The sequence below is a fragment of the Dyadobacter beijingensis DSM 21582 genome (assembly GCF_000382205.1).
In the GTDB taxonomy this organism is placed as follows: Bacteria; Bacteroidota; Bacteroidia; order Cytophagales; family Spirosomataceae; genus Dyadobacter; species Dyadobacter beijingensis.
This window is the reverse complement of record NZ_KB907786.1, coordinates 304,680-319,307: the sequence shown is the minus strand read 5'-3', so window position 1 is coordinate 319,307 and position 14,628 is coordinate 304,680. Positions and strand designations below refer to the sequence as shown.

11 protein-coding genes are annotated in these 14,628 nt (G+C 54.4%); all 11 read right to left on the bottom strand.

All coding sequences use genetic code 11. From position 1 onward, the window contains the following. Nucleotides 1–1,161 carry a hypothetical protein gene (locus H144_RS0101295; protein ID WP_019940215.1) on the bottom strand — a complete coding sequence of 387 codons (1,161 nt, stop codon included), beginning with the start codon at nucleotides 1,159–1,161 and terminating at the stop codon, nucleotides 1–3. Between the two features lie 91 nt (nucleotides 1,162–1,252). Further along, nucleotides 1,253–1,996 carry an SDR family NAD(P)-dependent oxidoreductase gene (locus H144_RS0101290; protein ID WP_026350307.1) on the bottom strand — a complete coding sequence of 248 codons (744 nt, stop codon included), beginning with the start codon at nucleotides 1,994–1,996 and terminating at the stop codon, nucleotides 1,253–1,255. A gap of 65 nt (nucleotides 1,997–2,061) precedes the next feature. Then, nucleotides 2,062–3,018, bottom strand: a complete 957-nt coding sequence (locus H144_RS0101285) for a dihydrodipicolinate synthase family protein (RefSeq protein ID WP_019940213.1) — start codon at nucleotides 3,016–3,018, stop codon at nucleotides 2,062–2,064. A 12-nt stretch (nucleotides 3,019–3,030) separates the two neighbouring features. Further along, complete coding sequence (locus tag H144_RS0101280) at nucleotides 3,031–3,969, bottom strand: DMT family transporter (RefSeq protein WP_019940212.1); 939 nt, start codon at nucleotides 3,967–3,969, stop codon at nucleotides 3,031–3,033. Further along, on the bottom strand, nucleotides 3,966–5,099 hold the full coding sequence (locus tag H144_RS0101275) for a mandelate racemase/muconate lactonizing enzyme family protein (protein ID WP_019940211.1): 1,134 nt from the start codon (nucleotides 5,097–5,099) through the stop codon (nucleotides 3,966–3,968). Before H144_RS0101275 ends, H144_RS0101280 begins: the two co-directional genes overlap by 4 nt. Next, nucleotides 5,096–6,049, bottom strand: coding sequence for a 3-hydroxyacyl-CoA dehydrogenase family protein (locus H144_RS0101270; RefSeq protein WP_019940210.1), 954 nt, complete (start codon nucleotides 6,047–6,049; stop codon nucleotides 5,096–5,098). Before H144_RS0101270 ends, H144_RS0101275 begins: the two co-directional genes overlap by 4 nt. Nucleotides 6,050–6,072: 23 nt before the next feature. Next, nucleotides 6,073–6,453, bottom strand: coding sequence for a RidA family protein (locus H144_RS0101265; protein WP_019940209.1), 381 nt, complete (start codon nucleotides 6,451–6,453; stop codon nucleotides 6,073–6,075). A gap of 98 nt (nucleotides 6,454–6,551) precedes the next feature. Then, a complete protein-coding gene (locus H144_RS0101260) occupies nucleotides 6,552–7,337 on the bottom strand; it encodes a creatininase family protein (RefSeq protein ID WP_019940208.1) in 786 nt (261 codons plus the stop codon). 171 nt (nucleotides 7,338–7,508) lie between these two features. Beyond that, on the bottom strand, nucleotides 7,509–9,572 hold the full coding sequence (locus H144_RS0101255; protein WP_019940207.1) for a beta-N-acetylhexosaminidase: 2,064 nt from the start codon (nucleotides 9,570–9,572) through the stop codon (nucleotides 7,509–7,511). A gap of 44 nt (nucleotides 9,573–9,616) precedes the next feature. Beyond that, nucleotides 9,617–11,200, bottom strand: a complete 1,584-nt coding sequence (locus tag H144_RS0101250; protein WP_019940206.1) for a SusD/RagB family nutrient-binding outer membrane lipoprotein — start codon at nucleotides 11,198–11,200, stop codon at nucleotides 9,617–9,619. Between the two features lie 14 nt (nucleotides 11,201–11,214). Further along, nucleotides 11,215–14,409: a SusC/RagA family TonB-linked outer membrane protein gene (locus H144_RS0101245; RefSeq protein WP_157504387.1), complete on the bottom strand. Its 3,195-nt coding sequence runs from the start codon at nucleotides 14,407–14,409 to the stop codon at nucleotides 11,215–11,217. Nucleotides 14,410–14,628 lie beyond the last annotated feature (219 nt).

Below are 14,628 nucleotides of genomic sequence, written 5' to 3'. Positions count from 1 at the left end.
TTAGGAATGGGAAATCGATTCGGTCAAAAACTGGGGCGTGTAGCCGTTGTCCTTCGCCCATTGCACGGCAGTGCGGATTTTATCTCGAAAATCCGGCTGATAATTGAAATAGAACGGATAGAAATATTGCTCATGCACCAGCAGATCGAGGTAGGGAGGTTTGTGGCCGTTCTGCCCGTGTGCGTCGAGGTGCGGGCGGATGTCTTCCAGCTTTTTTGTGTCGATCACGATGCTGGCCCGCACGAACGTGATGTCCTCGGCCGTGTCGTGCCATACGAAGCGCTTTTTGAGGTGCCTGCGCTGGTCGGCAGTGAGGTAATAGGAAGCAGACGGCAGGTGATCATCCACGTTGAAATACCCCACCTGCCCCACGTAACCCGCGTCGCGCATCGCACGCGAGCCTTCAACGGTGGCCTCGCCCCAGTGAATGGTCGTCACCGAATGCATTACTTCTGCTCCCGCAAACCGCCGGATTTCACCCATAATGAGGTCGCAATCACGCTTTACCTCGTCATATCCCGCATTCACATAAGGCATATCCGGGAATTCCTGGTAGGCGTGAAAGCTCAGCCGCAGCCAGTCGGCATTGGCCTTCCATTCGGCTTTGTATTGGTCCGTAAAATCGGAGAGGTTGAAACCGTCGGTCTGGTAAAAGAGGTTCAGGTGGATTTTGGTACCGAACCCGACGTTGATTTCTTTCAAAAAACCCAAATAAGGATTCTCGAAAAGCGACGCATAACGGTTCTGCTGAATGTCGCGCAGGAACCAGATATTATCGTCGATCGACAGCCGGTAGTGCCCGGCGAAATCTTGGAGCAAAAACACCCTGACCTCCGCAGATTCCCCTGTTTTGAGGTTTTCGGCACGTAATGTATTGGCATACGCATCCAAAATCACCTCTGCTTCGAAATGGTCGCCCCGCCAGGTGGCCGGTGCTCCGTTCACCGCGATTTCAGCGTCGGTTGACGCCGCGATCTGCACGGCAATTTGCAATTTACCGTCCATCAAATGGCCGTCAAAGGCATGAAAAACGTCTCCTTCGAGGGGAGAAAGGAAGTTGATATTCATCGTAATGCGTTTTTGACCGGCGACGGCCGACCGCTGACCGCCGATGATTTTTACAATGGTTTTGTCGGGACCTGCGTAGCTCCGGAGGGGCATTCTGTTTCTAGCAACCAGCCGGATTACCACCCTCACCCCCGCGGGGTGTCCTGTGACGTGCCGCAGGAAGCCCCTCCTGGGCAACCCCGCCCTAATACGTGGCCCTGCCCCCTGAAAGATCGAAACAGAACCCTGTCGTAAAACTGTTGTCCGGCGAGACGATGAATGCTGCCATGTTGGCGGCTTCTTCGAGGGTGCCGCAGCGTTTCATGGGGATTTTGTCGGTCATGTATTTCACCTGTGCGTCGGGCATGGCATCCACGAGGGGCGTTTGGATCACGGCCGGGGCCAGCGCATTCACCGTAATGCCCGTTTCGGCATATTCCTTGCCCTGCACTTTGGCCATCCCGATCACCGCCGCTTTCGAAGCCGAGTAGGCGAGCATACCGGCATTTCCTTCCTTACCGGCAATGGAGGCGATATGCAATATGCGGCCGTAATTGTTTTTGAGCATATGGGGCAGCACGGCTTTGGCCGTAAAGAAGCTGCTCATAAAATTGACATTGAATACCTTCTGTAAATTGGCGGTATCTACCTCGTGACTTTTGATGTTCGTCGCGCCGGTGATGCCCGCGCAGTTGATCAGGATATCGATCTTCCCGAAGCGTTCCACGACGCGGCCCACTGCCTGAGCAACCAGCGCTTCGTCGGTAACATCCACGCCGATCAGCTCTTCGCGATCGGCATTTCCTACAAATTCTTCGTTCAACGCTTTCTCGTTTAAATCCAGCAGGCCTATCCGAGCTCCTTCATTCAGCATTTTATGGGCAATTACGAGGCCTAGCCCGGAAGCGGCGCCGGTGATCACGGCGACCTGATTCTCGAAAGTGTTCATCTTACCAGCTTTTTTGTTAGTGGGTTTATTGCTGGTTCTAAATGTACTTTTTTTACCGTTCTGTATCACGCTTTTGACAAGGTTGTTTCGAGTGACTTGATTTCCCACGTTTCGTCATTTACTATATCCAAAATCCTCTGGTTCAATTCTTTAATATAAGAAATAGAAGAAGGGTCCGGGATATACGCAGCCTTGCGCGCAATGCTGTTCCTGAGCACGCCGCGTGCGATCAAAAGCTCCTTTTCGGCGTAGTGGAATAGCTCCATGTTTTGCAGGGAAAAGAATATCTGCGGCATCACTTTTTCAAACAAATCGAACGCCCGGCGGTGTTCGCCCTGGTTACGGAGCGTAAATACCTTTTGCAAAATGTCCGACACCGCCAGACCTGGCATGACGCCGCGAATGCCCAGCGGGATCAGTTCCAGCATGTACAATCCACCCCAGCCCTCGAACAGGCCGATCTTCCCGCCGGTTTCTTTGATAATGTTTTCAAACTTGGGGGCACAAAGCGGCTCTTCCAGTTTGAGGTATTTGAAATTCGGGTGCCGGGCCATCAGCTCGCTGATCAGCCCGACGCTGATAGACGCACCGCCGGGGTTGAAATCCTGCACGAGCACCGGCGTATCCGGTACCGACTGCAAAAACCCGGAAAGATACTCCCGCAGCGATTCTTCCGGCAGGCTGAATATGCGCGGCACGGCGAGCGATACCACGTCCGCACCGGCCTCCACATTGGCCTGCGCGAGCCGGATCGCCTGTTTCAGAGACGGGTGGTTGGACTGCGCGACGATTTTCACGCGCCCCGCCGAATGGGCCACCGCTACCCGTACGACCTGCAACTTCTCGTCGTCCGTCAGTTTGTAAAATTCGCTCGCATACGCGGGCAGGCACACGGCCTCCACGCCGCACGAGACGGCGAAGTCGATCAGGTTACGGAGTGCGGGCTCGTCAATCTCCTCGTCTTCCGTGAACGGCGTCGGGATAATGGGTACCACGCCGAACAATTCATTTGCTTCATTCATACTAGTCAGGGTTTATGGATTGACATTAACCAGTTCTTCCGCAGCCTTTTGCCGGGCTGCTTTGCTATCTACAATTGTGAGTATCAATGTCGAGGCCAGCACGAGGATGCCGCCGATAATGGCCTGCGTTTTTAAGGTTTCCCCCAATACAAATGCCGCAATGGGCAGTCCCATGAAGGTGATGAGGTAATTGGACAATGCTACCTGCGTGGCATCGAGGTATTTGAGCACTTTAAAAAACATCAGCATCGACAGGAAGTTGTGGAACAGCGTAAGGGCGATCATACCCGTCCACGTCTGCGCGGTGTAATGCGGAATCACGGCGAACATGCCGGGCTCGTAATACCATACCAGCGGTGCCAGCAGGATCACCATCACGAGGTAGGTGTAAAAAACCATTTCCATTTCGGTGTATTGCTCGGCCACTTTTTTGCAGCCGACATTGTAATACCCATTGCCGAGGATCGCGAGGAAAATCAGGATATTACCCAGCGCGTACTGCGAGCTCATGTCCATATTCCGGATGTCGTCCGTCGAGCACAGGAGTACGCCCACGATCGCGATCCCAAAGCTGATCCAGCGGATGCGGTTCATTTTTTCTTTGAGTATAAAAAACGCAAACACGGCTGTGACGACGGGTAATGCGAGGATCAGGATGGCTGCATTGCTGGCAAGCGAATACTGCGTGCCCCAGGTCATAAGTACCTGCGAGGGAAATGCCCCGACGGCCGCGAGTTGTACGAAAATGAGTACGTCTTTCAGTTTTTTACCGCCTTTTTTGAAATCCCGCCATACGAACGGCGCCAGGAATACCGTGGCCAGCAGCATGGGCAGCCACACCGTAAAATACGGCCCCACCTGGTCCTGGGTGAGCTTAATGCACGTAAAATGGAACGACCATATCAGGTTGCACAGGAAAAGGATCGTCCAGGAGAAAACGGCTTTCTTCATGAATGCGCGGTGATGATTTTTCCGGTTTGAAATTTTTTAATCGCTTCTTCGTCGAGCGTTATGCCCAGCCCGTGGCCCTGCGGCACTTTGGCCGCCCCGTTTTCGAATGCAATGGGTTCGGAGATGAGGTCGTCGACGCGCACCAGCTCGCCGAAAATGTCCGACGGAATCGTACAGTTAATGCTCGCCGCGGCGATATGCAGGCCCATCGTCTCCGAAATGCCCAGATCCACCTCCGATCCCCGCCAGCATGCTTTGCCTTCCAGGTGCGCGATCTCCGCCAGCAGCACGCAATTGTAAGCCGAGCCATTGAAATTGTAGCCGTCGGCGGCATCTGCACGCACGAAAGTGATCATGTCCCGGATATCCTGCGTGTAGGGCAGCGAAATGTGGCGGTATATCGGGATGCCCAGTTTTTGTTTCAAATACTGAAAACCTTCCACATCCGCATGCAGAATAGGATCTTCGAGGCCCAGCATCACGTCCATTTCCACGCCTTCCATCAGTTTCATCGTCGTATCCACGTCGTTCCAGCGCTGGTTCGGGTCGAGCAGGACTTTGATGCCATCGCCGCATTTGCGTTTAATTTCTTCCGTCCAGAGCCGCACAGGATCTTCGTCGGAGCATTTGAATTTGAACACCTTATGCCCTTTCCGCATCGCTTCGAATGCCTTTTGCGCGGCATCTTCGGGGGTACGGCGGCCGGTCCAGCCCATGCAATCGATGGTAGCGCGGTAACCTCCGCCAAGCAGCTGGTATACGGGCACGTGCAGGAGCTTGCCTACCAGGTCGAGCACGGCGCTTTCGAATGCCTCGTAAATCCGCTGATCGATGACCGGCAGGCGGCGCCAGTTCAGTTTCAGCACATCCTGTCCGGCAAATGCCTGCATCGCTTCGCGGATCTGCTCGCCGGATGCGCTGCGGTAGGTTTCGCCAATGCCCGTGAGCCCGTTCGAAAGCGTCATTTCGACGATCCACTTCGGCTGATTGGCAAATTCCGTCCAGCTTTCGCCGGTCAGGAACTTTTGGGCAAATGCGCTGTCCTTGTCGAGCACCGTCTCGGAATTGAGGCTACCCGGTTTGGCAGGCACGATCACCTCGGTGGCGCGGATGGCTGTAATAGTTGTCATGCTCCTGAATGCTGCGGGTACTTTTCAGCCAGCTTTCGGATGTCGTAGCTGAAATCGATAAATGCTTTTTCCCAGGCTTCCGCCGATTCGTGTGTATAAGGGTAAAATCCTTGCGCGTTGCTCACGCCCTTCGCGCCCGAGGCTACCAGCTTTTCCATCATTTCAGGGGTCGACTGGCGGTTATCGAGGTCGGGGAAGAGGTCTTTCATCACGGTGAGGTAGGCCGGAATGCCCGTGAGGTCCATAAACCGGAACGGTCCGGCGAATGTGATCCAGTAACCCAGGTCGTTGCGCAGCGAGCGGTCCACGTCCTCCACCGTCGCATAACCATTCTCGACCAGGTTGAACGCTTCCCGCAGCATGGCGTACATAATGCGGTTGGTGATAAACCCCCGGATGTCCTTCCGCAGCAGCGACGGCTCCTTGCCCCAGCTTTCGGCCAGCTGCACGATCTGTTGCGCGTACAACAGCTCCGAATCCTTCCCGCAAATCACCTCCATAAACCGGGTAATATGCGCCGGTTCAGCCCAGTGAATGCCCAGCAGCCGGCCGGGATGCTGCAAGCCGTCCTGCAACACCGACACGGGAATGGCCGACGTATTGCTGCCGATAATCGCCGTGGGCGAAAGCACGGTTTCCAATGCATGGTACACCGCCTTTTTGGCTTCCACATCCTCGGTAATGGATTCGATCACGACCGAAATGCCGGCCAGGTCGTTCACATCGGTTGTAACGGTAATGCGCTGTGCCACTATTTCCGGTGTTTCATTCAGCAAGCCTTCTTCCGAAAGCTCCGTCAGGAAGCCTAGAATACGTTTACGGGCCGGTTCGGCCTCGCTGGCGTCCCTGACAAGCGATGTTACCGCATGCCCGGCCGCGAGGATGCAGGTAGCAATGCTGCTGCCCATCAATCCAAGTCCCACGGTGCCGATGCGTTGTTTCAAACTCATGGTATCAATCCTAAAACAGTTCACTAACCGATCAGCGCGATGGCGTCGATCTCGATTTTAATGCCGTCGCCGAGTACCGATTGTACAGTCGTGCGGGCGGGTAAAATGCCCTTGAAAAAAGACGCGTAAGCCGCATTGTAGCGGTCGAAATCGTTGATATCCAGCAAATGGACCGTACATTTCATAATATCGTCCACGGTACCGCCCGCCGCCTCCACCACCTTTTTCACATGTTCGAGCGTGAGCAACGTCTCTTCCTCGATGGTACCGCGCTTCACCTCGCCGGTAGCAAGGTCCAGCGGCCCCTGGCCACTCACGAACAGCAGTCCGTTTTTCAAAACACCGGCAGAATACGCGCCGGTGCTGACACTTTTATCAGGGTGCTTTATTTCTTGTTTCGGCATGTTGAAGTAGCTATAAGCTTTAAGCCTTAGGCTATATTTAGTGAAACATCATACAGAATCAGATCCTTGGTTATCGCTTACAGCTTACAGCCTATCGCTTACAGCCTTCCTCCAATCTCCCATGCCCCAAACGCCCGCAGGAACGTTACCAATGCTTGCGTCGCCTTAGCGATCAGGTGTGCGCCTTTTTCGGGGGTGGCTTTTTGGGGTTCGCCGCTGCTGCCGTTGCTGGAAATGAAAGCGGTCTGTTTGAATAGCGTCACGCCGCGGTAGGGCTCGTCGTCCTCCCAGGGAATGTAGCCGTTGCTGGCGGGCCTTGATGCGCGTTCTGCCCTATTCATCCATACTTTTTCCGGAAAAAGGTGCAGCATCATGCTCGTTTCGTATTCGCAGGCGTGGCTCAGGGCCGGGCTTTCCATCGGCAACTCGCCCGCGAAAGGCTTTCCGGCCAGCTCCCAGTAGGTCACCAATGCAATGTTGGCTGGCATAGTGTGATCGTAATCCTTGCTCAGGACCGCCAGCGCCTGCCTCACCGGCGTGATGTTACCGCCGTGGCCGTTCAAAAGCACGATCCGGCGAAAGCCGTTTTGCAGCAAACTGCCGACCATATCCACCACCACCTGCGTGTATAATGCGGGGCTGATGCTGATCGTACCGCCGAACGACAAATGGTGATGGCTCGAACCGAACGGCATCGTCGGGCAAAGCAGCACTTCGCCCGGCAGCGATTTCTCCGCCTCACGTGCCAGGTGCGTCACGATATCCGTATCCGTTGCCACGGCCATATGCGGCCCGTGCTGCTCGATGGCACCTAGCGGAAGTACCACCACGGCGCTGCCGGCTTGTTCACGGATTGCAGGATAGTTCAGGTCGGCAAATAGCATAGCGGGTTCGTACAAGAGCTGTTGTTCAAATGTATGACTTAATTTTTTGTTTACAAAATTTATATAAAATAGTTTACAAAAATAAATTCACCTGTTTTAATCCTGCTTTTTCACGGGAACATTAAAATATCCGGCAGCGCCCGTGAAGGCAGCGGTCTAATTCGCCAATCTTTAAAAATCAGGTTTGAACAATGCCTCGAATGACTGATCAGCTACGTGTTCCGGTTTATTTTCAATGCGGTAGTCGATCACTTTGAGGAACAGCTTCTGCCACAGCGCATATTCGACATCGAAGCGGCCCAGCATCGTATTCATCCGGTAAGGCAGGTATTCCGACTTCCACGCTTCCGAATAGGCCGTTTTCAGCTCTCCATTCTCGTCCATTACGTCGATCAGCAGGCCGTGGCAGAGATGGGTAATGTCGTATACCACGAAGTCGTTCTTCTTCCGCTGCAGCATCGATTCGTCCCACCGGTCGCTAATCGTTTTTGCCCACAGGAAACGCGTTGCCGAGTAAGCCATAAGCCGCGCCGTGACGATCATCGAATGGATGAACGCCGTGTCTTTCGGACTTGCAGTATGCAATGCGGTGATCAGCTCGCCCTGGGCCAACTCGCTCAGTTTGCGGGCATTCCGGAAATCGGCAACGTGTTCGGTGGTGTTTTTCAGGTAGTAAGGCAAAAACGGGTTCGACCAGCTTTCGATGATCGTTCCCCGCGGCATGCCGGCGGTATTGCGGCCGAGGCATTTATCGAGCGCCGCGTTCGACGCGGCCAGGTAATCGAATGCCTTCCCCATGCCGGCCGCTACCGAAGGGTACATGATTTGCGAATAACGTTCGGTAAAATCCTTTTTATCAGGCACTTTACCCTGCCAGGCACCAATGCAGCCATAAGCCATAAACAGCCACGACGCCCGCACAAACGGCTCCACGGGATCGGTCCATACTGAGTGAATAAACCCTAATGTGTTGTTGCGCATGCCTGCCTGCAGGCAGAGGTCGATGTTGGTATAGGTGTAATCCGCGTCGGGGTAAATATGGCCCCAGCCCGACACCGCCGGCTGGATAAAAAATGGTTTTTTCTCTTTCAGCACCGGGTTCAGGTAGCGGTTAATCTCCACCGTATCAGGCTTATACTCCCATATGACGGGAATGACCTCTTTCGGGATTTTCTTAATAATGTCGGGATAGTAGTTGTTCATATCCGTCCACGCCAGCACGGTTTTGCCGTACTTTTCGAGCTCTTTCTGGACGAATGTGAGCTGCTGTACCCAAAGGTTTTCGGAGCTGATCCGGCCGTCCCGGTCGTCGGCAATGCGCTTGGTTTCCCAGGTTTCATCGAAACCGACATGGATGAAAGGGCTTGGGAAGAGGTCGGTATATTGTTTGATCCAGTCTTGCAGCATTGCATTGATCGCCGGCTTGCGCGGGTCGAGCTCGTGGCCGTATTGACCGATAGCCAGATCGGCGTATTGCTCGCTCCGCAGCAGCTCGTGCAAATGCCCGTAGAGATTCAGGAACGGCACCACATCCATATGACGCTCCTTTCCGTATGCGACAATCTCCCGGATTTGCGCCTTCGAGTAGCCCGCGCGGTAGGCGACAGTCGGGTAACCTTTCAGCTCGATACTGACCTCATTGTAAAAGTAGTACTGGTTGGTTTTCCACATCGCCAGGAAATCGATCTGCCGCTTGATCTCGTCGACCGTCAGCAAGCCGCCGTGTGCGAAATCCATCATCACGCCGCGGTAGGCCAGTTTCGGACGGTCCTCGATGATCACGCCGGGGATAAATGCATTTTTGCCTGCACCACTTACCAGCTGGCGCAATGTCTGCACGGCATAGTACAATCCGGCCGACGTTTCCGCCTCCACCCGCACGCCCGCGCCCGACACGGTCAGTTTATAATGCTCCCGGCTGCTTTTTCCGTTTTTTTCGCCCGCATCGGGCAATGCACCGCCTTCCTTCGCGACCGCGTACCGGAATCTGGCCGCAGACGCAGAGTTCGACGTTTTAATGCCCACACCCGCCCGCTCGCCGACCAGTTTTTTTAGTTCCTGCAATGCAAACTGCACTTCTTTCGGCGCCTTGGCGGGAATCGCCACGGTGAGCGATGATAACGGCAATCTTTCCGACGTGTAGCGCACTGTTTCCGGTTCAGGGAAAAGTACAGGCGTATTTTGTGCAAAAACAGGTGTAACGAGCAGGCAGGCCAGTAAGATGCGGATGAGCATTGTTCAATGTTGAATAACTGAATGATCGAATGAATGACTGAATGTTAGTTCTTGTCCCACCAGAGCGGCGTAGCGGCATTGTCCGGGCCGTTGAGCATTTTCACGGCCTTCTCCACTTCCGCGGCGTTGGTTTGCTTTTCGGTGTCCAGGAATGGAATGCGGCGGATGAATTTACCGGCCGGCAGGTCTGTGTTTTCGCTGTGCACGATCGGGTAAAGTTCCGGCAGGCCTGAGCGGCGCACTTCCGACCATCCTTCCATGCCGTCGGGGAATAATGCGAGCCATTTTTGCTGGGCTACCTGCTTGCGGTTCATATCGGCGGAAGCTGCCCATTTGGCGGGATAATTGTTTACCGGCGGAGAGTTCTGTCCGTCCTGCGGCGCGATCGGCGTGGCCGGGTTTGCAATGTATTTCGCGATCACGGCCTGGTCGGTAATGCCCCATTGCGCCATCGACATTTTAATACCCGTTTCGTAAAGGCTCTGGGCGCTCTCACCCATATTCCAGCCGTTGAGCGCGCCTTCCGCCCTCAGGAAATATGCTTCCGCAGCATGCAGGATATTTTGAGGGGTATTGAAAACCGCCGTAAAGCTGCCGTTCCCGACATTCACCGCCCAGCGCGAGCCGAGGTTGGAGTTGAATTTCCGCGAATTGATATCCATTTGCTTCTCCACTACCAGCAAGCCGTTCCGAACGCCATCGTATTTACCCGTAAAACTGGCCGGCTGGAAGTAAATCGGCATCCGCGGATCGTCATACCCTTTCATAATGGACTCCATGGTGGAGCTCATGCGCAGCTCGTCCCACGCCACTATCTGCGACAAACCGTTGCGCTCTGCATACACGGACGATGATTTCGGCATATAAGCATCGTCCGCCGTGCTTGTCATCACGCCCGCCGCCACGGCCGCCTCCGCCTGCTGTTTGGCGAGCGTCGGGTTAGCTTTTGAAATACGTAATGCGAGGCGGAGGCGCAATGTGTTGGCGAATTTCGCCCAGTAGGCCGGAGATTGGTTGCCTTTCGCATTGTAAATCAGGTCAAATTTGTCGTAAGGCGTCGCGGCACCCGCGCTTTTCAATGTATTCGAGGCCGATTCCAGCTTTTTGAAAAAATCATAGTAGATCGAGTCCTGCGGCGTGTAGGCCACGGCATCGCCGCCATTGGCAGCCTGGAAGTATGGTACCGGCCCGAAATAGTCGGTCACGCGGTGGAACATCCATACCCACCACACTTTCGCGATCGCATTCTCGGGCAGCTTTTCGTCCGTATTCTCCATGATCGTTTTCAGCTGCGGTGCCGAAGAAATGTACACCGGGTTCCAGGCCGCGGGCATCCATTCCTGCTTGATCACGTAACGATCGGTAGGGAACGACATGGCGGCTTGTGAATAGAACTGCGAGTACACTCCGGCGACAGTGCCTTCGCCGATCTCGAAGTCGTTCGGCGCGAGCGTGGAGGCCATTAATGCATTGGCGAACATGTAGGGATATTCGGCCGCGCCCACCGAGCCCAGCTTGGTATTATCCGTGTTGATGGCGTCGAAATCGTCGGTACAGCCGATCATCAGGCCTGCACCCAGGAGCAGGCACGCGAGCGAAAGCTTATATTTTTGGATATTGAAATGCATGGTGATAGGTTGGCTTAGAATGAAAGTTTCAAATTGACACCCATACTTCTGGTGGACGGCAGGTTGTTGTACTCGATGCCCTGGTAGTTGCTGTTGCCGATGCTGACCTCGGGATCGAAATCCATTTTGCGCTTGCCGATGCCGGGAATGTCGAGAATGGCATTACCGCGGTAAATGAAGAACAGGTTACGCGCTACAAAAGAAATTTTCACGCTTTTGATAAACTTCGGCATGGATTTGAATTCGTACCCGAACGTGAGCTCGCGCATACGCACGGCCGTGGCGTGGTAGGTAAAAAACTCGGCCCACGAATAGTTGTTCTGCGAAACGGTCTGCCAGAATTTCTCCGCATTGATCGCCACATTGTTCGCGGCGCCTTCCGCCGTCACGCCCGGTAGCGTCCACGAGCCGGCATCGCGGTACATGGTCGTGTAGTCCGCATTCCCGAAATAGGCATTCTGCGCGGCGGTACCCGAGGTCACTACGCCGCCAAATTTACCGTCGACGAGCAGGCCTAGCGTAAAGTTTTTGTAATTGAAATTATTGCTGAAACCCGCCGTAAATTTCGGATTGTAGTTCCCTACCTTCTCGATCGCCGCCGTTTTTACCGGCACGCCGTTGGCATCCACGACAAACTGTCCATTCTGCCGCAGCCATTTATAACCGTACAAATCGCCGTAGCTTTCGCCTTCGATCACGAGCGGCGTAGCCGTGCGTACGTTCGTGGTCGAGCCCAGGTACACGCGCGGCACTCGCGGGTCGAGCTCCACCACCTTGTTGTGGTTCACCGCGTAATTCAAGCCCATATTCCAGGAAAAGTTACTGCCTTCCAGCACGCGGGCCGACAGCACGAGTTCCACACCCGTATTCTGAATATTACCCGCATTGAAATACCGGGAAGCATAGCCCGAAGATGCCGGCGCACTCACCGTCAGCAGCTGGTTTTTCGAATTGGTCTTATAATAGGTCACATCAATCCCGAAGCGGTTGTTTACGAAACGCCAGTCGGTACCGAATTCAATGGACTGGGTCAACTCGGGCTTCAAATTGCCGATCGACTTCGTAATGCTGCTCGTGACAAACCCGCCGAAAGAACCACGGGCATAGGTATACGTCTGGTTGATCAGGTAGGGGTCCGCGTCGTTACCTACCTTGGTATAGGAGCCGCGTACCTTCGCCAAACTCACCCAGTTGGGCAGCTGCACCATGTCCGACAGGATAGCCGACAGCCCGACCGACGGATAGAAGTACGAATAAGGCTCCGGCAATGTGCTCGACCAGTCGTTCCGCGCCGTCAGGTCCAGGAAAAGGTAATCTTTGAATGAAAACTGGGCCGTTCCATACACCGAATGCAGGTCGCGCTTCGTGGTGGTGGACGTCACGCCAAGGTTCGTCGCGAAGCCGAGGTCGAATTTATTGGGGATACCGAGGCCGTCGGCGTAGTTAACGCGGCGGCGCAGGTTGCGCATCAGCATGGAACCTCCTACATTATACGTAATCTTGATATCCGGGGTGATGCTGTTGGTACCGTTCAGCAACACTTCGAGGTTGCGTTCGCTGACCTGTGCATTCTCTTCGGCATAATAGCCTCCCGGCAGGCGGGCGTAGTTGGCGGTATTGTTGGCATAAGCGTGGGTATTGAAGTCGTTGTAAACGTCGGAGCTCACGCGGCCCTGGATGTTGAGCCAGTCGGTCAGCTTGTATTTGACGGCCAGCAAGCCGGTTACCCTGCTGCGGTTTTCGACGTGGCGTGTATTGTAAATCGTCCAGTAAGGGTTCATGTAAACCGGGTCGGGGTTGGTCCAGTAGCGTTGTGTTTCGATACCTGTCGAACTCACCGTTTTGTAATCCTTCAAATCTTCCAGGTTTACCGAGCGCGGAATGTGCGCCAAGTTCGCCACCACAAAGCCGTCACCGCCTACGCCGGGGCGGTTTTTCACCTTTTGCAGCGTGTAAGTCACCTTCGCATCCACCGAAAGCCGCTTGGTCAGGTCGATGCCCATCCGGCCGTTGAATGTGTGGCGCATGAGGTTGTTGGTAGGCACGATGCCGTTGGCGTTGTTGTTGGCGTAGGAAAGGTAAGTGGTCATCCGGTCGGTGCCGCCGCTGATACCGATGGCATTATTGGTCGACACGGCGGTGCGGTAGAAGTCGCTGATATTGTGAGGATAAGCTTGCAGGGGCACATTCTTTCCGGCCCAGTCGGTTACGCTCTGGCCGGTAATTTTAGCGCCCCAACTGCCGGTCCCCAGCGCCGAATAGATACCGCCGGCGCCCTGGCTGTATTCATTCTGCAATGCGGGGGTGGTCAATGCTTTTTCAAAGGAGACGCCGGAATTCACATTCACGCTCAACCCGCCGCTTTTTCCTTTTTTGGTCGTGATCATCATGACGCCGTTCGCCGCGCGGCTACCGTACAACGCTGCACCGGCCGCGCCTTTAAGAATGCTGATCGACTCGATATCGTCGGGGTTGATGTTCGCCACCCCATCGCTGCCGCTCGTTCCGCGGTTATCGTCGCCAGAGTCGTTGCGCACCTGGCCCGACACGGTAGAGTTATCGATCGGCACGCCGTCGACCACGATCAATGCATTGTTAGTCCCCTGAATGGACCGGTTACCGCGCAAAATAATGCGTGTAGCACTTCCCGGCCCGCTCGCAGAAGGCGTTACGGTAAGCCCCGCCACCTTACCCGACAGGGTATTGGTAAAGTTCGCATCCCGCACCTCGTTGATCTGCTCGCTGCCGATTTTCTGGGTGGCGTAGGTCAGCGTCTTGGCCGCCCGCTCGATCCCCAGCGCCGTTACCACCACTTCCTGCAAGCCCACACTTTCCTCCGCTAATGTAATGGTACCGAGGCTGGTGCGGTTACCGATCCCGACTTCCAACGTTTTCATACCTATATAGGAAATCACCAACACCGTAGCATTGTCGGGTACCGAAATGCTGAAATCGCCATCCTTATCGGCAATGGCGCCCATCGTAGACTGCTTTGCGACGATCGATGCGCCTGGAACGGGGGCATTCTTCGAATCGACGACTTTTCCTGTAATTTTTTTGGTCTGTTGTGCATAGGTCCGGCCGAAAAGCGCGGCAATGGCCAACAGGCACATTACCAATAACAAAATCCGGGAGCGGTTACGTAAACGGAGCGATGGCAAAGGATCTCCGGCTGAGAGGAGTCTGAGGAATTTTAGAGATTTTTTCATAAACAAAGATTTCGGAACAGTTAATGGGTTCAAAGGGCAACGAAACCTCTCCCCCGGCTGGGCGAGCAAAGCAAGAATAGCAAAAATTATGTTAACAAATATATTATTTTTTTGTCAACAAAAAGAATTTAGAAAAAATTATTCATGCTGATTTTCAGCAAATCTTCTATCGCGCTATCCGGCACAGGCCAAATACTCGTCGGCGTTATGACCATCGAA

Excerpts from the sequence above, each read along its gene's own strand:
- H144_RS0101295 (WP_019940215.1), bottom strand. The coding sequence starts at position 1,161 with ATGCCCCTCCGGAGCTACGCAGGTCCCGACAAAACCATTGTAAAAATC.
- H144_RS0101290 (WP_026350307.1), bottom strand. The coding sequence starts at position 1,996 with ATGAACACTTTCGAGAATCAGGTCGCCGTGATCACCGGCGCCGCTTCC.
- H144_RS0101285 (WP_019940213.1), bottom strand. The coding sequence starts at position 3,018 with ATGAATGAAGCAAATGAATTGTTCGGCGTGGTACCCATTATCCCGACG.
- H144_RS0101280 (WP_019940212.1), bottom strand. The coding sequence starts at position 3,969 with ATGAAGAAAGCCGTTTTCTCCTGGACGATCCTTTTCCTGTGCAACCTG.
- H144_RS0101275 (WP_019940211.1), bottom strand. The coding sequence starts at position 5,099 with ATGACAACTATTACAGCCATCCGCGCCACCGAGGTGATCGTGCCTGCC.
- H144_RS0101270 (WP_019940210.1), bottom strand. The coding sequence starts at position 6,049 with ATGAGTTTGAAACAACGCATCGGCACCGTGGGACTTGGATTGATGGGC.
- H144_RS0101265 (WP_019940209.1), bottom strand. The coding sequence starts at position 6,453 with ATGCCGAAACAAGAAATAAAGCACCCTGATAAAAGTGTCAGCACCGGC.
- H144_RS0101260 (WP_019940208.1), bottom strand. The coding sequence starts at position 7,337 with ATGCTATTTGCCGACCTGAACTATCCTGCAATCCGTGAACAAGCCGGC.
- H144_RS0101255 (WP_019940207.1), bottom strand. The coding sequence starts at position 9,572 with ATGCTCATCCGCATCTTACTGGCCTGCCTGCTCGTTACACCTGTTTTT.
- H144_RS0101250 (WP_019940206.1), bottom strand. The coding sequence starts at position 11,200 with ATGCATTTCAATATCCAAAAATATAAGCTTTCGCTCGCGTGCCTGCTC.
- H144_RS0101245 (WP_157504387.1), bottom strand. The coding sequence starts at position 14,409 with ATGAAAAAATCTCTAAAATTCCTCAGACTCCTCTCAGCCGGAGATCCT.